Origin of the sequence: Psychrobacter sp. APC 3426 (assembly GCF_030408035.1) — a bacterium.
Lineage (GTDB): Bacteria > Pseudomonadota > Gammaproteobacteria > Pseudomonadales > Moraxellaceae > Psychrobacter.
Map to the genome: position 1 here is coordinate 1 of NZ_JASDCF010000008.1, position 21,064 is coordinate 21,064.

A 21,064-nucleotide genomic window follows, 5' to 3' on the forward strand; every position below is an offset into this window, starting at 1 on the left:
ATTAAATAGATATTGATGATAAATTCGTCTATGGGCATCTCACAACTCCATTGTATTCTTGGTCGAAAACAATAGATTAGTGAGGTGCTCTTCTTTTTTCAATCACTTTCGAAGTTGAGAGTGGGGTAAAGAGAAGTAGATTAATCGATTTGGCAAAGTAGCAGTTTTATGGTGAACTGGCTTTTAGGCGCAGCTTTTTATTGTCGCATCGTCAACATTTCTGCAAGACCAACGAGCGTTTTTGTGTTCAATCTTTATGCTTATTAACAACTATGGTTTTTGGGTTTGTGCAGGCGAAGGTGTTTAGGATTAAAGAAAAATAACATTGTTAAAAACAACTCAGTTAAGAAGTGAGGCGTTGCACCCCGAGGGTTAACTGTTTGCTTAGTTATTTTTGCCTGACTCAATAACTATAGTATAAATTTTTATAAAAATAAAGCATTTTTATACCATCCACGACAACTGGTGTCGCCCATCTTTTTTTAACAGTTTCTTTCAAAAGCTTCTGTTAGCAAGCCTTTAGCACTCACTAAACATGTACTTGGCAGGGATGTAAATCATCTATTAGAAACATGTGTTAAGGGCAACTAGGCAAAATCAGTGGGGATATAAAGGTATTCTTTTTGACCATCATCATTTTCAAACGACACTCGATAGCCATTGATAATTCCATCAAATGGAATGTTTCCTGACATAGCCGTGTAATGCGTTCGAACCAATTCATCAATCACTTGTCGCTGTTGGTATCTATCAAATAAGCGCACCTCATCATCCAACTCTATCCTTCTAAACTTAGAAACAGCCATCATGCTCACAAACGAGGGTTGAAAATCATCGCTAAAAGTAACATCGGCATAGACAATAGGCATGGTGGCATTGAGTACCTTATGCGCGTATTGCTCTAACTGCTGTGAAAGTGGCAAATATTGATCTTTCTCAATATCTAACACTCTACACAGAGCACGAACGAACTCAGTGGATGAGTATTTAAAGTCATAACCAGTTTTGGTCAGCCCTAACTCTGGCGACGACAAGACATGCTCTAAACGCGTTAAAGCTCTAGCTTGGGTTTTAATGTTAGTCTGATAGCCCATAGACTGGATAATTTGAGCATGTGTTAGGCTTTTTTGCTCAATGCGCTGTAGGATTAAAGCCTGCAATGTGCTTGCATATTGACTAGAATGAAACATGGGATGTGTCCTTATACTCTGGCGAATGCAACTGTACTTATAAAGGTAAAAGCACAGTTACTTTGCTGAAAGATGCAGAGTAATAAGGGGTTGTGCGTTTTACCAGTGGTTGTTTTTCATCGTGCTGGAAGTAGCGTTAAACCCACGATGTGCTTACATAGTAGCAAGGGTGATACTGTCTGTCTAGATAGGTGTTAATGCCATACGACAGCTAATGTCGCTTATAAAAGAGTATCATCAGTCATATTAATGATGCGTCTCGTCAAGACATCGCGTCAAAAGGGTGTCCTGATAGCAATAATGAGCACCCTACAACTAAGCTCCAGCCTATTCAGCATCATCTATGAGTGTATTCAGCGTGTCTGCCATGTCTTCATCAATCAGATTGTCTTCAATATAATTGACCAATTGATGTATGGTGTTCAGATCCATCTCTCTGATACCTAAGCTGATCAGCTCTTCGTTGATAGATGCTAAGCTTGCTATATTGTCAGAATCATCTTCAAAATGGCCTAATACAGGCTCTTCAAACCCAGTATTTACTAGCCAGTATATTTTTTCTAGCACGGTGTTTTTTTCGGTCAAGGTAGAATAACCGTCGCCTTGGATAAATAAATTAAAGTGATAAGGTATCTCTATATCATTGATAAAAAACGTGCGCATACAGTCTATCGTGTAGGCCTGGTTGTCTAGGCTTTCATCACCTTCTTCGTCTCCATCTACTTCAATCTGCTCTGTGACTAAGCTTCCTACTATCTGATAACCACCTGCTTTTACTTTGTGATTATAGATGATAGTAGCGTCAGCGATGGCATCAAAAATGACCGCACTGATGTCTAACGTGTTGTTATCGATATCATAAAATCTTTTCAGCGCGGGTAAAAAATCAGTTAGTTGGTCTTCAGGCACTTGCGTGAGAAACTGCTGCTCATATATCTTTATCATGTCTTCAGGAGCATAGGTATTTACGTTGTCTGTCTCGTTTCTGCCGGTAGGTTGTAGCGGCAAAAAATTATAAGGATTATCTTTGGTCATACAGGACTGCCTTGTTATATAAGTTTGCGATATTGGATGTCTGTGGCTATAATTTTCGGCTCATATTGGCTATTATAGTGTCGCAGAATCCATAACGCCTATTATCCCTTATTCGATGGCTTTTAGATATACAGTCTGTTTGAGCAAAATCCATATTATTGACAGCTATACAAAAAGCTTTAGTTCGAAACAAGCGATAGCGCTTGGCAAAAGTTATAACTTATCTCAATTTATAACTTTAAAAATGCCTAATTAACAATCATTAGCAAAAAAGCTCTTTTACTAATGCCTTTGACTTGGTATCTTGCCTCGCCACTCTTATATTGCCAAAGGTGTGTACCACACAGCATTTTTACTCCGCTATTGGCTAATCTTCTTATTGTATTAGGGCTTGTACTCATTTTTATTATTTGTCGAGTGAAGACACGCCCTAGCATTTTCTCGTATTGGATCTTATGAAACGCAACCTTGAGGCGAGCTCAAATGCTCGCCGGACTCAGTATTTTCAAGTATTCTTGATGGGCGTCAGCGCATTTATCATGAATACCACAGAATTCGTACCCGTCGCCCTATTAAGTGACATTGCCCAAGACTTTTCTATTACTACAGCTGAGACTGGCTGGATGTTGACGCTGTATGCTTGGATCGTCGCTGCCATGTCATTGCCGCTGATGCTGCTGACCAGTCGCTTTGAGCGTAAAAGCTTGCTCTTAGGCCTGTTTGCAGTATTTATTGCCAGTCATGTATTGTCAGTATTTGCATGGAGCTTTGATGTGCTGCTCATTAGCCGCGTAGGGATTGCACTATCGCATGCGATATTTTGGTCTATTACAGCCGCGATCGCCATACGTGTGGCACCTGAAGGCAAAAAGGCATTAGCACTTAGCGTACTTGCGACGGGTACCTCATTAGCGATGGTGCTGGGTGTGCCTTTAGGGCGCTTGGTTGGTCAATGGTTTGGCTGGCGCGCGACGTTTGGTGGTATTGGCGGTATTGCCTTTATCGTGTTTGTGCTGCAAATGAAGCTGTTGCCAACATTGCCGAGCATGTTTGAAGGCTCTTTTAGAAAAATTCCAGAACTGCTGAAAAACCCGTTATTGGTCTGCTTGTATTTGCTCATCCTACTGGTCTTTACAGCGCATTATACCGCCTACTCTTATATTGAGCCTTTCATGCGTCAGGTCGGCTCAGTAAGCGAAAACTCGGCTACTTTTGTCCTGCTGCTGTTCGGTGTCGCAGGGATTGCTGGCAGTGTGATATTCAGTCGCTGGGGTGATCGTTTTAATACCAGATTGATGCTGATATCGACGATACTGATGCTATTATCTATGCTCGTGCTGTTGTATGCCGTGACCTCTATATGGGCGCTTAGTCTAATTGCCTTACTATGGGGTGCTGCGCTTATGCTGCTTATTATCTCTATGCAAGCCAAAGTGATTATGGTCGATGTCAACGCGCAAGACATGCTGATGTCGATGTTTTCAGGCATTATCAATTTAGGTATTGGTACGGGTGCGCTATTCGGCGGTTATGCGGTGACGCATCTCTCGATATCAAGCGTGGGCTATGTCGGTGCGGCTATCGCTAGTGCGGCGCTGCTACTCATGCTATATATGATAAAACGCTTTCCCGAGTTAAGTAAAAGACTCGGCTAGCTTAAAAGCCAAAGTTGTAGCTAAAGTCAAATAGCAGCAATCAACATGTCAGCCACTTTAATGGGCTGGCATTTTTTTTGGTGTTGCTTGTAAAAGTCATTTCAGCTACTTGCTTAAATACCTATTGAACGAACGTTCAGGTGAAGTTATACTCATTTGTATTGGACATAATTATGCAACAGTCGATGAAAGACTTACATCAATAGCTAAGCAAGGAGCGAAAACTATTGATGTCAATATCATGTAAGAGTCAACCAAAGACCTATAAGAATTAAACACAAAAGGATGAGTGTAAAATGAATAAGATTCAAAACAGAGAAGTGTTTTTCTTTGATTTAAATACCCTCACGACTGTCACGAACTTTCGAACTCTTCAACTTATCGGAGATTCGTGATGCATGATGAAATCATTCGACAAGAAGACCAAGATAGCACTCCTCCTATCAGACTAGGCGGTTTAAATTATGCTTGGATTGTAGCCGCTACAGGCTCTATAGCGATGTTCTGTGGACTTGGCTTAGGACGATTTGCATTTGGTATGTTGCTACCATCAATGTCTTCTTCTTTGGGATTGAATTACACTCAAAGCGGAATATTGGGCTTTACTAACCTGATAGGATATCTGGTTGCCGTTCTTTTAAGCCCGCTCATTATACCTCGATTTGGTACTCGAATCACTGGTACTGCCAGCCTTCTCTTAATCGCCGTCTCTATGCTCGGTATGGCTTTTACCACAAGCTTTCCCCTACTCTGCGCACTTTACGTATTGACTGGCATCGGTAGCGGTGGCGTGGTCTTACCGATGATGAGCGTGATGTCACATTGGTTCTTCCCGTCGCATCGTGGGCTCGCCTTAGGACTCGTCATGGCAGGCCCTGGATTTGGCATTATTCTATCGGGTTTTGTGGTTCCAAAACTCTTACCCATCTCCGGTCTACTGTCTTGGCAAACGGGTTGGCTGATTTTTGCCGTTATCAATATTGTGGTTGCTTGGCTTACTTTCACTTTGATTCGCAATCATCCAGACGATGTCAATCAAAATCCTTTTGGACGTGTACCCACCTCACCTGTAAAAAATAAGAAAAAGCTAGAACGCGCTAATATCAAACTGCTCGTACATTTGGGGGTCGTTTTTGCCATTTATGGCGCTACTTATATGGTTTATGTGACCTTTATCGTCACTAGTATGGTTGGCTCGTATCAATTGAGTGAAGCGACTGCGGGTGGTATTTGGGCGTGGATTGGTCTGCTGAGTGTCTTTTCAGGCATGTTATTTGGCTGGATTTCTGACCACATTGGCAGACGCCTTGGGCTCGCGCTGGCTTTTTTCTTCCTTGCTATCGCTTATCTGCTGGTTGGATTGACTGATTGGACTTTAGGGCTTTACTTGTCAATTATCTTGTTTGGCTTAGTAGTTTGGAGCGTTCCTGTCATTATGGCAGCCTCCGCTGGCGATTATTTCGGGCCTGCAGCGGCGGCAAGTGCACTTGCGGCGCTGACTTTTGCCTTTTCAGGCGGACAGGCTCTTGGGCCAGTGGCAGCAGGCTATCTCGCAGAAATCACGGGAGACTTTAGTATCAGTTATATGGTTTCTGGCATCGCAGCCTTTATCGCGATTGGACTTGCTTTGTTGTTACGTCCGCAAAAATCTGTTTAGTAAGAGGCCTTTTTATAGTTAACTCCAATTAAATGAACGATTGCTCAAAACAACTTGAACGGTCGTTCATTTTTCTTTATAGTGGTCGTAAGACTAACACCTAAACCTTTCGAGCCGTCTAAGGATATCAACATGCTTAAGTTTTATTTTCACCAAACACCTAACCCTATGAAAGTAGCTCTTTATCTGATGGAGACAGGTCTCGCGTACGAATTAATGCCAATAGATACCATGAAAGGTGAGCAACATACGCCTGAGTATCGCGCTATCAACCCGAATGGTAAAACGCCCGCTATCGAAGATGATGGCAACCGTGTCTTTGATTCGACGGCTATTTTGATGTACTTGGCTGAAAAGACAGGCAAGCTTGCAGGAAAGCCAGAAGACCGAGGTGAAATGCTCTCATGGCTGATGTTTATCGCGACTGGATTGGGCCCATTTTCTGGTCAATCTGTGCATTTTAGACATAAAGCACCCGAAAAAGTTCCTTATGCGATCAATCGCTATCTTCGTGAAGCCGAGCGTCATTATGAAGTGCTAGATAAGCACATGGAAGGCCGTGAATATCTGGTTGGTAACGACTACTCTATTGCGGACATCTCGGCTTGGGGCTGGGTTGATAAAGCAACATTTGTATTGGGCCAAGAAGGGTTAGACAACTACCCTAACCTCAAACGTTGGTTTGCTAGTATAAACGCTCGTCCTGCCGTAGATAAGGCGCGCAATATTGCTAAAGACATTCAGTTCAAATCTGATTTTGATGACGCAGCTGCACGTGCCCTCTATCCACAAAACTTTGCGAAAAACATCGGATAACCTCAAACATAAGAATACACATAAGAATACACATAAGAATACACATAAGAATAGGAATAATAATGGAAAACCAATATATACCCCCAAAAATTTGGACGCATGATGCAGAGAGTGGCGGTAAATGGGCCAGTGTGAATCGCCCCGTTTCAGGTGCTACCCATGAGAAAGAATTACCAGTGGGTGAGCATGCTTTGCAACTGTACTCAATGGGCACGCCCAACGGTCAAAAAGTCACCATTATGCTAGAAGAGTTATTAGCACTGGGCAAAGACGCAGAATATGACGCCCATATGATTAATATTGGCGAAGGCGATCAGTTTTCATCAGGCTTTGTAGATATCAACCCTAACTCTAAAATCCCAGCTTTCGTTGATTACTCTGGCACTGAGCCTGAAACGGTATTTGAATCTGCTTCTATTTTAGTTTATCTTGCTGAAAAGTTTGGGGTCTTGTTACCTGAAAAAGGCAGCAAACGTACCCAAGTCTTTAACTGGTTATTTTGGTTACATGGTTCTGCCCCATACTTAGGTGGGGGTTTCGGGCATTTTTACGCTTATGCACCCGAAAAGTTTGAATATGCCATCAATCGCTTTACAATGGAAACTAAGCGCCAGTTGGATGTGCTCGATAAGCAATTGGCGAAAAATGAATTTATTGCCGGTGATGAGTATAGTATCGCTGATATTGCCACTTGGCCTTGGTATGGCAATTTGGTGTTGGGCAATCAGTATGAAGCAAAGGACTTTTTGCAGGTCGATGATTACACCCATGTGCAGCGCTGGGCAAAAGCTATCTTAGCGCGACCAGCCGTACAACGTGGCCGCATCGTTAACCGCACTCATGGTGAAGAATGGGAACAACTGGAAAACCGTCATAGTGCGGCAGATATCGATAAAGTGTTGGCACTAAAACCAGAGTAACTGGTTATCACCAATACAGGGCTTGCTAGGATAAGTTTTTTTGCAACATCGAGCGGCTAGCTACAGCACGCAAGAAAAAACTATCCTAACAGCACGTTATAATGGTTATGCTTTTGTTGTTTAGGATTAACGCTACCAATAATATCTGACAATAATATTAGTGTGACTTGGTTTTCCAGATTTTAAGACTATATTTTTAATAAGCTCATATCTTTAATAAGATACTAGCTTTTAAGGTGAAAATTATGAGTGCACAAGCGAAGTTTAATCGTGATGATGTCATCGAAAAAGCCAAAAATCTCTATTGGGAAAAGGGCTATCACGCTACCTCTATGAGAAACTTGCAAGATGTCGTCGATATGCGCCCCGGTAGTATCTATGCCGCGTTTGGCAATAAAGACAATTTGTTTAAAGAGGCATTAAATCGATATGCGGAAGAAGGTGCTGCGAATCTCGCCAATAGTATTGCCCAAGAAGAAACAGTAATTGCTGGCCTAAAACGGTTTATTCATAGCGTGACTGTTTGTAGTAAAGGCACTGCGCCAAGTGGTATGTGCATGGTAGTCAAAACCATCGGTGAGCTCACGCAAAACGATAGTCCAGAACTGCTTAATCACGCAACGAGCATTTTAGAACGTGTTGAAGCTTCTTTTGTTAAGACCTTTCAGCAAGCCATTGATAATGGTGAAATTAGCAGTGATAAAGACCCAGCTGAACTGGCTCGCTACTTTCAAATTCAAGTCATAGGTCTGAGAACTTATGCGCAAGTCAGCAATGATACGGATGCGGTAGAAAAGTATATTGATGGTATCTTTGAGCAGTTTTCATAAGATAAACTTCTTTGATAAAGGTGTTTTAATCTCTATACAGTCTGGCACATTTGGCGCAGGCCTCACCATTCCAACCACATATCTAATAGCTTTTTTATTTAACCGCTGTCCTACTTAATAATTGCTGACAGCGCTGAATCACAGGTGCATCAACCATTTCACCATCTACTTTAAACACCGCTTGTTCACTGCGCTCATATTCTTCTACCACACGCTGAGCAAACTCAATTTCAGCATCTGTCGGTTGCAGTGCATTTTGCACAGTGGCTACTTGTTTAGGATGAATACAGAGCATGCCTGACATGCCCATCTGTGACCATAACTGAACGCGAGCAATTAATCCTTCACTATCATTAAAATCAGGATATACCGTATCAATAGGTGGTATTAGCTGATTGACTTTTGAAGTAAGGATTAATTGATAGCGAATCTGATTGGCGATGATATCTGCCGCCGGTGTCCCTACTTGGACTCCCAGATCATTGCATAAATCTAGAAAGCCATAACTGAATGCGACCAGTCCTGTCGCTTTTGCCATCACATCCACTTGATGCAAACCAATGGCGCTTTCTACTAATGCAACGACTGGTAAACCTGTACGCTCATAAAACTGTTCGATATCTGTGACCTGCTCAGCTTTCGCCAATAGCACACCTGCCAGGTTGGGCAACTGCTGACATAGTGCTACATCTTTTATAAAATCATCACTGCCTGCTTTGTTTATGCGCACCCAAACTGCTTGATATTCTGCACTGTTGTAATAGGTTTTTAATGCGTTACGTGCTGGCGCTTTATCCTCTGCCGCCACCGCATCCTCTAGATCTATAATCACGGCATCTGCGCCACTGGCAAAGGCCTTACTTACTCTATCTATTCGAGTCGCTGGCACGAATAACCAGGTTGTAGAGTTCAGGGTTGTAGAGCGTAAGCTATCATTAGATAAGGCTGGCTGATGAACATGTTCTTTATGCGTGATATCTGCGGTGTTGTCATTAAATGACGCCATTTTTTACTCCGTCTACTGGTTTGGACACTGATTGCTTCATTATTTGACCCTATTATTGCATCACAACATTCACTATGACATTGAGTTAATCGTCAATGTGGTTTATGCTTTTGACACCTTATTTTATCTTATCTGTAGAGAATCAAAATGTTTGAACGTGTCGATTATTATGCTGGTGATCCTATCTTAGGTCTAGTGGATAAATTTATTGCTGATAGTAACCCAAACAAAATCAATTTGGGCATTGGCATCTACTATGATGAAGACAGCAAATTGCCAGTGCTTGAGTGCGTTAAAATAGCTGAACAACGAATTGCTGACCCCGTCTCACCTAGGCCTTATCTACCCATGGCAGGATTGCCCGGGCACCGTCTAGCCTGTCAAAACCTACTGTTCGGTAAAAACGCCAAGGTCTTGCAAGACAAGCGTGTTGCCACTATCGCTACCCTCGGTGGCTCAGGTGCCCTAAAGGTCGGCGCTGAGTTTATTCATGAATGGTTCCCTGCATCCAAGTGCTATGTGAGCGATCCGACATGGAGTAATCATATTGCTATCTTTGAAGGCTGCGATGTCAAAGTAGGCACCTACCCTTACTACGATAGCGCCACCAGCAGCATTAAGTTTGATGAAATGATAGGTTTCATAGAAACGCTCAATAAAAACGATGTGGTATTATTGCACCCTTGCTGCCACAACCCAACTGGTATGGATTTGACCCAAGACCAATGGGATGAGTTATTAGCCGTAATGAAACAACATGAGCTTATCCCTTTTATGGACATCGCTTACCAAGGCTTTGGACAAGATATGCACAGCGACGCTTATGCAATTCGTAAAGCGGTAGAGATGGGTTTACCTGTCTTTGTGAGTAACTCATTCTCCAAGAACTTATCGCTATATGGCGAGCGTGTGGGGGGTTTGTCCGTGGTTTGCCCAAGTGCTGACGAAGCCGAGCGCGTCTTTGGGCAGCTCAATTATGCCGTACGCCGCATCTATACTAGCCCGCCATCACATGGTGGTCGCGTGGTTGACATCGTCATGAATGACGACAGCCTGCATCAGCAATGGGTTGGTGAAGTCTATGGTATGCGTGATCGTATCAAAGCCATGCGCCTTAAGCTAAAATCCGTACTAGAAGCCAAAGTGCCAACGCGCAACTTTGACTACATTACCAATCAAAACGGTATGTTTAGTTTTACGGGCTTAACGGCTGAGCAAATCGAACGCTTACAGAAAGAGTTTGGTGTTTATTTGGTCTCTAACTCTCGCATGTGTATGGCAGGATTAAATGTCAACAACGTCGATTATGTCGCCAATGCGATGGCCGAAGTGTTAAAAGATTGAGCTATCGGCTAAGAAAGTCTTATCACTTATAAATGACAGCGAAAAAAGCCGCCTAGAGAAATGTCCTAGGCGGCTTTTTACTTTAAGCATAAGCTGTATTTTTAAAACCATTCATTACTATTCAAAGCAAGACTAAGCAAGCATACCGCCATCGACAACCACCGTTGCACCTGTCGTATAGCTCGACGCATCAGACACTAGGTACAATACCGTACCTGCCATCTCATCTGGATCGGCTACGCGTCCTAGTGGAATGGCATGTAACGCCATTTTTAAAACCTTATCATTGGTAGTCAAAGCAGAAGCAAACTTGGTATCGGTTAGACCTGGCAACAAAGCATTGACGCGAATGTTTAATGGGCCACATTCTTTGGCAAAGGCTTTGGTCATGCTAATAACTGCAGCTTTGGTGATTGAATAGATGCCTTGCTTATCACCTGCGACCAAGCCATTGACTGATGCCGTATTTAAAATTACTCCACCGCCCTGCTCGCGCATCATTTTACCCGCCGCCGTAGACATAAAGAAATAACCACGGATGTTGACCTCTACCGTCTTATCAAAAGCTGCCAAATCCGTATCTAAAATATGCCCATAGTAAGGGTTTGCCGCGGCATTGTTCACTAAGATATCAATTTGACCAAATTCGCTTTTGATATGCTCAAAAATCGCCTCAATCTGCTCCATCTCGCCCACGTGACAAGCAAAAGCACTGGCTTTATAACCATCAGCGATGATGCTATCGGCTACCGCTTGGCAAGCATCAATCTTACGGCTAGAGACAATCACATGTGCACCTCTAGATGCCAATAGACGCGCGATAGACTCACCAATACCACGGCTCGCGCCAGTAACTAAAGCAATCTTGCCTGTTAAATCAAATAAATCTTTCATCGTTATTCCTTATATTTTGAATTAGCTATTCATTTTTCAATTTTTTATCGGAAATACTTAATAAGTTATAATCGAAAAACTGCAAACTCATTACAAGGCAGCCGAGCGTAGATAGTACAAATAGTACATCGAGCGAGGCTAACGCCGTAATGGTTTAGCAGTTATTTGATTATTAAGCCAACATGCCACCATCAAGGGTAAACGCATGACCATTCATAAAGCTGCTTTCATCACTGGCAAGCCAAGCAATCGCACCAGACACTTCATCGACGTCACCTAAACGGCGCATTGGGCTGGCTTTGATGGTTGCTTGTTGGGCACGCTCATCCATATTTGCCATAGTATTACGCACCATCGGCGTATCGATAAAGCTCGGACATACCGCATTAAAACGAATATTGACGCGCGCATATTCATGAGCCGCAGACTTGGTTAGCCCCATGACACCATGCTTAGCAGCGCTATAAGCTGATAATAGCGGCGCAGAACGCAGGCCTGCGATAGACGCGACATTAATCACATGACCGCCACCATCGGGTGCCATGCAAGTGACAGCAGCACGCATACAATGCCAGACGCCTTTTAGATTAACAGCGATATTACGATCGAAATCTTCATCGCTCAGCTCATGCATGGGTGCTGGTTTATGATCGATACCAGCATTGTTTATTACCACATCGAGACCACCAAGCGTTTCCATGGCAAAGGCAAATAGCGCCCGCACTTCATCGCCACTAGTGACATCGACCTTTTTAAAGACGATACTATTGCCAGCGTCCTGACCTTGCTTAGCAACGGCAGCGCCCATCTCTTCTGCCAAATCGCCAATGACTACTTTGGCCCCGCGACTGGCTAACAATAATGCACTTGCGGCTCCGATACCAGACGCCCCGCCGGTGATTAAAATGCGTTTACCAGTTACGTCTGAGGCAATTCCATTTGTATTTAGCGTCATATTTTATTCCTTTAAAAGTGTATTATTTTATCTGGTGCAAGTTTCTACAACACGATGCGACTAACCTTTCATTGGTTAGAACCATTCTGCTCGCATATCCGTGCATACTGCATTGTCGTTATTTAACAGCTCGATATCGCGATTGATTAAGGGCAATTCCCAATCGATAAAATATTTTGCTGTTTGCAGTTTACCGTGATAGAAGTTTTGTTTTTCCGTATCTTGTGAATTACTATCCATGGTCTCACTTAACAATTGCTCAGCTTTGCTGGCTTGGCGAATCCAAATCCAACTGACCACGATAGAGGCAAAGATATTCATCAATGCTTGTGCATTACCAGTCAACGTGATGGCTTTTTCCGTTTGCAGGATTTTGCTTAAATGCACCAACACTTCATGCAAATGACCCATATAAGGCATCAATTTACCGGCAAGTTTGGCAGTCTCTGGTGTGCTAATACTTTCTAAGTCTTGAGTGATTTCACGCTTCAAGATTTGAATACCAAGCCCTTTATTTTGCCATAACTTTCGGAATGACAAATCTAACGCTTGCACGCCATTTGTGCCTTCATGAATGGGATTGAGACGATTGTCTCGCCAAAACTGCTCGGCCTGATATTCACGCGTATAACCTGCACCGCCCAATACTTGAATACCCAAGTCATTGGCCTTTGGACCATACTCAGATGGCCATGCTTTGAGTACTGGCGTTAATAAATCCAATAATTCTGATAGCTCGTTTTTTAGCGTATCATCTTCACAGGTATTGATACGGTCAATCAGGTTCGAGCCGTATAAGCACAGTGAAATGCCGCCCTCGCTATAAGCTTTTTGCGCAAGTAGCATGCGTTTGACATCACCATGATTGATAATCGCCGTTGCCGCATCTTCAGGTTTATTGTTCGGTGCGATTCTGCCCTGCGTTCTGTCTTTGGCATAATCGAGCGAATACTGATAACCGCGATAGCCAATCATCGCCGCCCCAAAACCAACCGCGATACGCGCCTCATTCATCATTTTAAACATGTAACGCAGACCAAAATGCTCTTCGCCGATAAGATAGCCGTGACATTCGCCTGCGTCGCCAAAGCTTAATGCGGTAGAAGTCGCGCCTCTATAACCAAGTTTATGAATAAGACCCGTTAAATGCACATCATTGCGCTCGCCGACCGATAAATCATCATTGAGTCGATACTTGGGCACGGCAAATAAAGAAATACCTTTGACGCCACCAGGACCGCCCGGCACCTTGGCTAAGACCAAATGCACAATATTGTCAGACAATTCGTGATCGCCCGCTGAGATATAAATCTTGCTACCTTTAATGCGGTAGCTGCCGTCGTCCTGCTTTACTGCCGTGGTTTTGATATCAGCAAGCGATGAACCTGCATGTGGTTCGGTTAGTGCCATCGTTCCTGTGAACTCACCCGTTAGCATGCGCGGCATAAAGGCATTTTTAATCTCATCACTAGCGAAATGTGAGATAACATTAATCGCCGCCGTCGTCAGAAATGGATAAGCCGTGGTCGATGGATTGGCTGCCATAAAATAGCCTGCCACCGCCGTCATAACCGTTTCAGGTAATTGCATCCCGCCATCGTCAAAGCTATAACGACCCGCGATAAAGCCTGATTCACGAAACGCATCAAAAGCGACTTTGACATCGTCTATCATGCTAACTTTTTTGCCGTCAAACTGTGGCTCGTTCTTATCTGCTAAATGGTTGTGGGGCAAGAACAACTGGGTCGCGATTTTATTGGCGGTGTCTAATACCGCATCGAAAGTTTCGCGGCTGTGTTCTGCAAACTTAGGATGCTTGGTTAAATTTTCTGTGCCCAATACATCATATAATTGGAACGGTAATTCAAAGTCGTTGATAAGCGTATCTGCTGCCATAGTATTCTCGTTAACTTATTCAATTTGGTAATCAATTGATATTAATCTAATTTAACGTCTTGCCGTATTGTCATTTATGACATAATTATGGTCAAATAAGACATTCTTTCTAATGTATGGTGAGTGAACTTCAAATTACGCTTAGCGCAGCTGGTGGAGATTTTTGCAGCCTCTGTCTGGCGAAGCGCACAGCACGCAAGAAAATCTTTACCAGCTGCACGCAAATATTAGCGAATGCTTTTATTTATTATCAGCTATAGATTTGCATACACCTAAAAGGAAACTAAATTTTGCCCTACTCTAAACCCTTTAAAGTGATTATCCTTGGTTTCGATGGTGTGCTTGGCAGCGTGCTCGCTGGGGCACTAGATTTATTTTCATTTACCGGAGTCAGCTGGCAACGCTTTTTGGATGAGCGCGTGGAGCCAAGGTTTAATGTGCAGATTGCCAGTCTTGGCGGTGCCGATATCAGATGTAGCAATCGCTTAATCATGCAAGCGCATTGCGATATTCAAGATGTGATTGAGTGCGACCTATTATTGATTCCAACAATTGGCGATTCAATCGATAAAGTATTAAGTCAAAACAGTGAGTTAATTCCGCATTTGCAGCGACTGGCTAATACCAAAGCAGATATTGCCAGCAACTGTAGCGGGGCTTTCTTTTTAGCAAAGGCGGGCTTGCTCGATGGCAAAGTAGCGACAACTCACTGGGGCTATGCCAGTAAGTTTAAGGCGGATTTTCCTTTGGTTGATTTGCAAGAAAACCAGTTTGTCACTCAATCAAAGAATCAATCAAAAAGCCAGTCAAAAGACCAATCGGGCAACATATTCTGTGCGGCGGGTGGCAGTGCCTTTTATGACTTAGGGTTGTTATTAATAGAGCGTTATTGTGGGCGCGAGATTTCTACCCAAGTGGCAAAAACTCAAATTATCGATAGTAAACGCGGTAATCAAAACAGCTATACTAATGTGACTTTGCATAAGCCGCATTCAGATCAGCTGGTCAAGCAAGTACAAGAGTTCATTGAGGAAAACTTCAAGCAGCCTATTCAAATCAGCCGTTTAGCTGCTATGGTCAATATCACCCCGCGTACCTTAAACAGACGTTTTCAGTCATGCGTCGCGATGCGCCCCATTGAGTATATTCAAGCAGTACGAATTGAGCAGGCAAAGCGTCTATTGGAATCAGGGGATGTGACGATAAAATCACTCGCTGAGCAAGTCGGCTACGAGGATATATCCTCATTTACTCGGCTTTTTAAACGCGCCACCGAGCTGACTCCGAAAGAATATCAGGATAAGTTTTCACGACTGGCGATTTAACTTTATAGTAGATTTTTTAGAAGTAATACGTTGCTGCAACAAATTTATCATAGCAACAATTTTATATAATTAGGGCGTGTCCTCATTCGATATAAAAACGATACAGCGAGATGAAAAGTTGTTTTTCGCAGCATCTGTCGGCGTAGGCACAGCACGCAAGAAAAACAACTTTCCATTGAGCGACTTGATAGCTACGTATCTGATTTAGTTGGATTCGACTATAGATCTAAATTTTATTGCCACAAGCCTTCGACATGAATCGTATCGGCCTTAATCGTTGGGTAATCACTAAGCATCAATTGATAACCGCCGACCGTATTGGCACTAATCTGACACCTCGCGCCTAGTGGAAAACTGTGTTTTTGACCAATATGACCAAAGCGCATGCCGCTATAAATCGGCAACCCTGTCAGCTTATGCAATTGACGAATGACGGTAGCGACATCGTAACGCTTGTCATAGCTGTCCTCACCTGCACCCGATAATGCACCAAATACAATCGCTTGTTGGTTTTTAAATACGCCTGCTAAGTACAAATCATACAGCATGCGCTCAATACGATAGGCGTGCTCGCCCACATCCTCTAGAAATACAATGCCACCGTCAATACGTGGCAAATACGCACTACCTGCCAGCGCCGATACCACACTTAAATTGCCGCCCCAAATAGTGCCCGTTATATTTTTTGGCTCAGAATTTGTCAGAATACTCGGTAAATTAGGACTGGTTAAAGACGCATCTTGTATATTGATAGCCAAATTAGGATTGGTTAATGCTTCTGCAAACTGTCGGCAGCTGACTTGGTCAGGTTTGGTTTTGCCAAACTCACTATAGAGCATTGGCGCAGCAAGCGAGCTCATCTCTCCTTTTGCCAGTAGCGCGCACTGGATAGCGGTCACATCACTAAAGCCTGCGAGTATGGTGCCACGTTCTTTCATAATGCGCCCCAACGTCGACCAATCAATCATCGGTAATAAACGTACGGCTCCATAGCCACCACGTACACCGAGCAGTAATTTTGGCGCGGTGATAGCACCAGTGGCGATGTTTTGCAAATCACTCGCCCGCTGCGAGTCTGTACCAGCAAAACGCAGATACTGCCGCTTGGTAACCGCAGGATTATCCACTTTAAAACCTGCACAGGCTAAACGCTCTAACGCCAATTCATTACGCTCGTCACTACCACCGACATTGGAGCTGGCAAAAAGCCGCGTCTCAATATTCGGCGTGATACAACGCGTTTGCGCCTGCAATGTTTCGGGCAATGCTTCTTGTGATGTCAGGCTCTCATTCATCAATGCCGTTGGTAAGTCGTCTTTAGTAAGCTGCGTTCGACTATCTTGCTGAGTAGCATTAGCAGCCAGCGCGTTTGTCATGCTTTGGGTTGCTAATAGCCCTGCCCCGGCACTGATACCCATTTGATGTAGAAACTGGCGACGATTCAGCCCAGAAAATTTCTTGGTCATTATTTTACCTTTTTTGCCATGCAGCTATGGTCTGTTGGACAGATGTCTTTAGCACACGTTAAATATTTGTTTTTATAAGATCTCATAAAACTGGATTATAGCGCAGGTTTGGACAATATCGTGTCTTAGGATGGTTTAGCTCAGCTCAATCTATGGTTTCTATATTCAACAAAACGATACAGAATCACTCACAGTCTTATTTGGCTGAAGTCGCTACTCTTGTTATAGTAAAGGGTGTTCAATAGTCTTTAACAAAAAATAAGGAATATAAGTATGGCTGACAAAGAAAAAGATAATAAAAGCCTGATAGACAGTATTAAGGTCATTTTAGGTAAAGAAGACAAACTAAACGAGCAGCTCGAAAACGGTCGCGGTCTTGAGCGTTATACCAACGACTTGTTACTGCTGATGAGTTTAGTAAAAGACTATTACAAAGGCAACTATCGCGACATCCCTTACAAAACCATTTCAGCAGGCGTGGTCGGTCTGCTATATGTACTTAACCCTATTGATATCATTCCAGATTTCATTCCCTTTATCGGTCAAATCGATGATGCGTTGGTAATCAAATTTTGCCTGAGACTGATGGAAAAGGATTTATTGAAATACAAAACTTGGAAAGATAAGCAGACAGCATCTAAAGACGAGGGCTCTAATAAAAATGATGACTCGAAATCTGCTGATAAAAAGCTAGAAGATAAAAGCAAGGACACAGATAAGGACAAAAAAGATAAGGATGAAAAGGCTAAAGATAAAGAAGACAAGAAATAGTCGAAGCTATCATAGCCAGCAACTGCTAGTAAGCATTTATTAGTAAGCCGTCGTTAAAAGCACAGGGTCAATGAACAACCCATTGACCCTGTGTTCGTATCATATTATTTTCTTTATAGTCAAAATACCCTAAAAGCGCTACGGTATTGCAGATATCAATTTTTTGTAGCCTCTGTCTGCGTAGGCACAGCAAGCAAGAAAAATTGATATCTGCAGCGCGTAATGTATCGATATTACTTTTCGTTGACTATATTACTTATGCACCTGTTAAACATGCCTTAATCCGGCACTTCATAATTGGCATTTTCTGGATTAAGGCCAAACGAATAAACAAAGGTCGCAACCAAACTGTTTATAATGATGAACGGTAAATCAATAGCGGCATGCCCTAACAAGTAGCGACCGATGAGCCATGACACTATGAGCATCACAATAAAAAACCCGCCCATATACGCTAAGATGGTTGGGTGCTTGAGGTTATAAGGACGCTCAGGTTCAGGTTTTTTATTGAGCACGTATGTTCTGACTGCCCAACCAGCGGCATAAGAAAACCCACCCAACACCACATAACTAAAAAAATTCATATTACCTAACTCTCATGACGTATCTGTGTGTGACAGACAGCGCTAATGGATTATAAATAGCTTTGCTCGTTATTGTTTAAATAAGAAAATGCCCTAGTGGCCTTCATTTACATTATCAATAATAATATTGGCATGAGGATTGGCCAAGATATCCGTGTTGACATCGTCACATTCGACACGGTATATAGTATTGGCGCCGCGATAAATGTAGGACAAATACTCACTGTCGAGCAGCGGATCGATATTGGCATAGACAGGCTTCACATGAGCCAGTACCAACACTCTGTCTGGACGTCCAATGACTGCATCGACATTATCAGGGTCAATAGAGAAATATGTCGGTATGTCGCTATTTGCAATCATCTCTAATGGTTCTGGACTGTCCCAGACGCGACCGCTAGTTGCCGGCTCTTTCATCTGCATGACCCACGCTCCATCCTGTTGGCTGACCTTTATCTGCGCAGGCTCATCATGACTGACGGTATAACACCCCTCAAACACTGATAAATCTACCGCGGTCTCGATATCGTTATCATCAACTTGCGTATTGCTACTATCATTACAAGCGGTCAAAAGTAGCATACTACTCGCGGCGACTGCTGCCATCAGTGGCATCAGTTTTTTATCAAAAATGGTTGGGCATAAGGACATAATAGGGTTATCCTGCATTTTGCATTAAAAGCTTATATTGAGCGGGTCATCATTCAACATCATATTGTGCCATCGCACTACAATCGCCGCTATTTTAACAGAAAACCATAGCGTTACTATTACCATCTGTGGTTTTGCGAATTTGTGCATGGCGACTGCCCATATCTCGGCTAGATTTGTTATACTCAAACCCAAAATATGCAGTGCTAGCTGGTGTATAAATGACACTGCCAAAACCTCCCTGCTCCATGCTTACCATTTATTAGGTCAATACGCTTTTATGTCAGACACTTCTACTTCAGAGCAGTCATTCAATGCCAACAACACCTTGAATCCGTTGGCCGCAAAATCCAATACCACGGTTGCCTATACTGATGGGGCCTGTAAAGGCAACCCAGGCGCTGGTGGTTGGGGCGCACACCTGATATTTAGTGATGGTCGCACGCAGGACTTATACGGTGGTGACAAAGAAACGACCAATAACCGCATGGAGCTGATGGGTGCGATACAAGCATTGACTCACAGTCCGCATGAGCACAACCTTGAGATTTGGACAGACTCAAGCTATGTCAAAAAAGGCATTACCGAGTGGATTGAGGGTTGGAAAAAAAGAGGTTGGAAAACGGCGAGTAAAAAACCGGTCGCCAATCAAGACCTATGGCAGCGATTGGATGAGCTGTGCCACCAGCGCGATGTTGATTGGCATTGGGTTAAGGGTCACGCTGGACATGCAGGTAATGAAAAAGCCGATGAGTTGGCAAACCTAGGAGTCACCTCTAGCAGTGACGGTTTAGCCACGACAAACTCGCAAGTACTGCCTAAAAAAAAAGACCAATTGATGGTTGATGAGCATCAAAATCCTAGCGATGATTGGCTAAAATTCGATCCGTTAGGGTTTGACATGATGGGCGATGAACTTGACGAGTTGCCATTAGACAGCGCTCAGGATGACAGCGCTGACAGTGAAACGTCTGAAACGGCAATGACTGAAAATGCAAATCCTAAAAAAGAGAGTTATCAAAATACAAGCAGTGGTGCTGAGTTTAGTCACGATGCACTTATAGGTGCCAGTCACTTTCAAGACAGTTCTCAAAACAGTGCCAGCACACCAATGAGTAATACAAAGATGCCAGAAGACCAAACGCCCATGACCGATACCAGCATGAATAACCAGATGTCAGATATAGAAGTGAACACGCCGAAATTTGATGGCGATACCAGCCGTGCCAACCCACACTTTATACCGCTATTGCCAAAGCCTATACACCGTCATGAATCTGACCGTCAGCTCATTATGGATACTGAGACCACCGGTCTTGATCCGATGAAAGGTGATCGCATCATTGAAGTCGGTATTGTAGAGATGGTCGGGCGTAAATTTACTGGCGAGAAGCTACACGTATATATCAACCCCAAGCGCGGTATGGATGAGGAAGTTATTCGCATTCATGGTATCTCTGAAGCGTTTTTGGCGGACAAACCCACTTTTGATCAAGTGGCTCAAGCGCTTTATGACTTTATGGACGGTGCCGAAATCATCGCTCATAACGCGACGTTTGATATGAACTTCTTAAATATGGAGTTTGGCAAAGTCGGTATGAATGACTTCGCTGAGCGGGTCAAAGTCACTGACTCACTCGTGATGGCCAAGCAGCAATACCCTGGCCAGAAAAACACCCTGGATGCCCTGGTTCGTCGCCTAGATGTCGGTAAGCAAGATCGTACTTTTCACGGGGCTTTACTTGACTCAGAGATTTTAGCTGAAGTCTATCTGGCCATGACTGGTGGACAGGTCACCCTAGCGATTGAAGAAGACACGCAAGCTGACGGAGCACAGACAGGTCATGCAAGCTTTGCTAACTTAGCGTCTTTATTATTAGCCTCGAATGTCGATGACACTGCCAATCAGAATTGGTACGCGTCACTCGTAGACGATTACCCTGAGCTTAGAACAAATATGTAGCGGTCGCTAAAACCTCTTTTTACTTCAACATTTGTATAATATAGTCTTGATTATTGTTATATTAAGCGTTAAAACAATATTAACGAACGCTTTTTCAATCGTCATT

General features: G+C 43.3%; 18 protein-coding genes. 9 read left to right on the plus strand and 9 right to left on the minus strand.

Annotated features, from left to right (window positions below; all coding sequences use genetic code 11):
* Positions 1-587: 587 nt before the first annotated feature.
* Positions 588-1,190, minus strand: coding sequence for a hypothetical protein (locus QL919_RS06125; protein ID WP_290188690.1), 603 nt, complete (start codon positions 1,188-1,190; stop codon positions 588-590).
* A 327-nt stretch (positions 1,191-1,517) separates the two neighbouring features.
* A complete protein-coding gene (locus tag QL919_RS06130; protein WP_290188691.1) occupies positions 1,518-2,225 on the minus strand; it encodes a hypothetical protein in 708 nt (235 codons plus the stop codon).
* A gap of 455 nt (positions 2,226-2,680) precedes the next feature.
* On the opposite strand from QL919_RS06130, the gene QL919_RS06135 reads away from it, so the two are divergent.
* The 5 genes from QL919_RS06135 to QL919_RS06155 all read left to right on the plus strand — a co-directional run bounded on the left by QL919_RS06135 (position 2,681) and on the right by QL919_RS06155 (position 8,103).
* The gene (locus QL919_RS06135) at positions 2,681-3,880 is read left to right on the plus strand and encodes a sugar transporter (RefSeq protein WP_290188692.1); all 1,200 of its coding nucleotides are present in this window, start codon (positions 2,681-2,683) and stop codon (positions 3,878-3,880) included.
* Between the two features lie 394 nt (positions 3,881-4,274).
* On the plus strand, positions 4,275-5,537 hold the full coding sequence (locus tag QL919_RS06140; RefSeq protein ID WP_290188693.1) for an MFS transporter: 1,263 nt from the start codon (positions 4,275-4,277) through the stop codon (positions 5,535-5,537).
* Between the two features lie 132 nt (positions 5,538-5,669).
* Positions 5,670-6,353, plus strand: a complete 684-nt coding sequence (locus tag QL919_RS06145; RefSeq protein WP_290188694.1) for a glutathione S-transferase N-terminal domain-containing protein — start codon at positions 5,670-5,672, stop codon at positions 6,351-6,353.
* A 59-nt stretch (positions 6,354-6,412) separates the two neighbouring features.
* On the plus strand, positions 6,413-7,273 hold the full coding sequence (gene yghU / locus QL919_RS06150; protein WP_290188768.1) for a glutathione-dependent disulfide-bond oxidoreductase: 861 nt from the start codon (positions 6,413-6,415) through the stop codon (positions 7,271-7,273).
* Positions 7,274-7,518: 245 nt separating this feature from the next.
* Positions 7,519-8,103, plus strand: coding sequence for a TetR/AcrR family transcriptional regulator (locus QL919_RS06155; protein WP_290188695.1), 585 nt, complete (start codon positions 7,519-7,521; stop codon positions 8,101-8,103).
* 94 nt (positions 8,104-8,197) lie between these two features.
* Here QL919_RS06155 and QL919_RS06160 read toward each other — a convergent pair whose 3' ends face one another.
* Positions 8,198-9,109 carry a CoA ester lyase gene (locus tag QL919_RS06160; RefSeq protein ID WP_290188696.1) on the minus strand — a complete coding sequence of 304 codons (912 nt, stop codon included), beginning with the start codon at positions 9,107-9,109 and terminating at the stop codon, positions 8,198-8,200.
* A 147-nt stretch (positions 9,110-9,256) separates the two neighbouring features.
* Here QL919_RS06160 and QL919_RS06165 point away from each other — a divergent pair, with 147 nt between their 5' ends.
* Positions 9,257-10,453, plus strand: a complete 1,197-nt coding sequence (locus QL919_RS06165) for an amino acid aminotransferase (RefSeq protein WP_290188697.1) — start codon at positions 9,257-9,259, stop codon at positions 10,451-10,453.
* A gap of 132 nt (positions 10,454-10,585) precedes the next feature.
* Here QL919_RS06165 and QL919_RS06170 read toward each other — a convergent pair whose 3' ends face one another.
* The 3 genes from QL919_RS06170 to QL919_RS06180 form a co-directional block, all read right to left on the minus strand.
* Positions 10,586-11,347: an SDR family oxidoreductase gene (locus QL919_RS06170; protein WP_290188698.1), complete on the minus strand. Its 762-nt coding sequence runs from the start codon at positions 11,345-11,347 to the stop codon at positions 10,586-10,588.
* A gap of 172 nt (positions 11,348-11,519) precedes the next feature.
* Entirely contained in the window at positions 11,520-12,302 is a 783-nt protein-coding gene (locus QL919_RS06175) for an SDR family NAD(P)-dependent oxidoreductase (RefSeq protein ID WP_290188699.1), read from the minus strand.
* 75 nt (positions 12,303-12,377) lie between these two features.
* The gene (locus tag QL919_RS06180) at positions 12,378-14,198 is read right to left on the minus strand and encodes an acyl-CoA dehydrogenase (RefSeq protein ID WP_290188700.1); all 1,821 of its coding nucleotides are present in this window, start codon (positions 14,196-14,198) and stop codon (positions 12,378-12,380) included.
* Between the two features lie 290 nt (positions 14,199-14,488).
* Here QL919_RS06180 and QL919_RS06185 point away from each other — a divergent pair, with 290 nt between their 5' ends.
* Positions 14,489-15,523: a helix-turn-helix domain-containing protein gene (locus tag QL919_RS06185; RefSeq protein ID WP_290188701.1), complete on the plus strand. Its 1,035-nt coding sequence runs from the start codon at positions 14,489-14,491 to the stop codon at positions 15,521-15,523.
* Positions 15,524-15,756: 233 nt separating this feature from the next.
* Here the strand turns inward: QL919_RS06185 and QL919_RS06190 are convergent, their stop codons facing one another.
* A complete protein-coding gene (locus QL919_RS06190) occupies positions 15,757-16,989 on the minus strand; it encodes an LD-carboxypeptidase (RefSeq protein ID WP_290188702.1) in 1,233 nt (410 codons plus the stop codon).
* A 273-nt stretch (positions 16,990-17,262) separates the two neighbouring features.
* Between QL919_RS06190 and QL919_RS06195 the strand changes: the two genes are divergently transcribed.
* Positions 17,263-17,760, plus strand: a complete 498-nt coding sequence (locus QL919_RS06195) for a YkvA family protein (protein ID WP_290188703.1) — start codon at positions 17,263-17,265, stop codon at positions 17,758-17,760.
* 278 nt (positions 17,761-18,038) lie between these two features.
* On the opposite strand, the gene QL919_RS06200 is transcribed toward QL919_RS06195, so the two are convergent.
* Positions 18,039-18,344, minus strand: coding sequence for a hypothetical protein (locus tag QL919_RS06200; protein ID WP_290188704.1), 306 nt, complete (start codon positions 18,342-18,344; stop codon positions 18,039-18,041).
* A 93-nt stretch (positions 18,345-18,437) separates the two neighbouring features.
* The gene (locus tag QL919_RS06205) at positions 18,438-18,995 is read right to left on the minus strand and encodes a hypothetical protein (protein ID WP_290188705.1); all 558 of its coding nucleotides are present in this window, start codon (positions 18,993-18,995) and stop codon (positions 18,438-18,440) included.
* Between the two features lie 280 nt (positions 18,996-19,275).
* Between QL919_RS06205 and dnaQ the strand changes: the two genes are divergently transcribed.
* A complete protein-coding gene (gene dnaQ, locus QL919_RS06210; protein ID WP_290188706.1) occupies positions 19,276-20,958 on the plus strand; it encodes a DNA polymerase III subunit epsilon in 1,683 nt (560 codons plus the stop codon).
* Positions 20,959-21,064 lie beyond the last annotated feature (106 nt).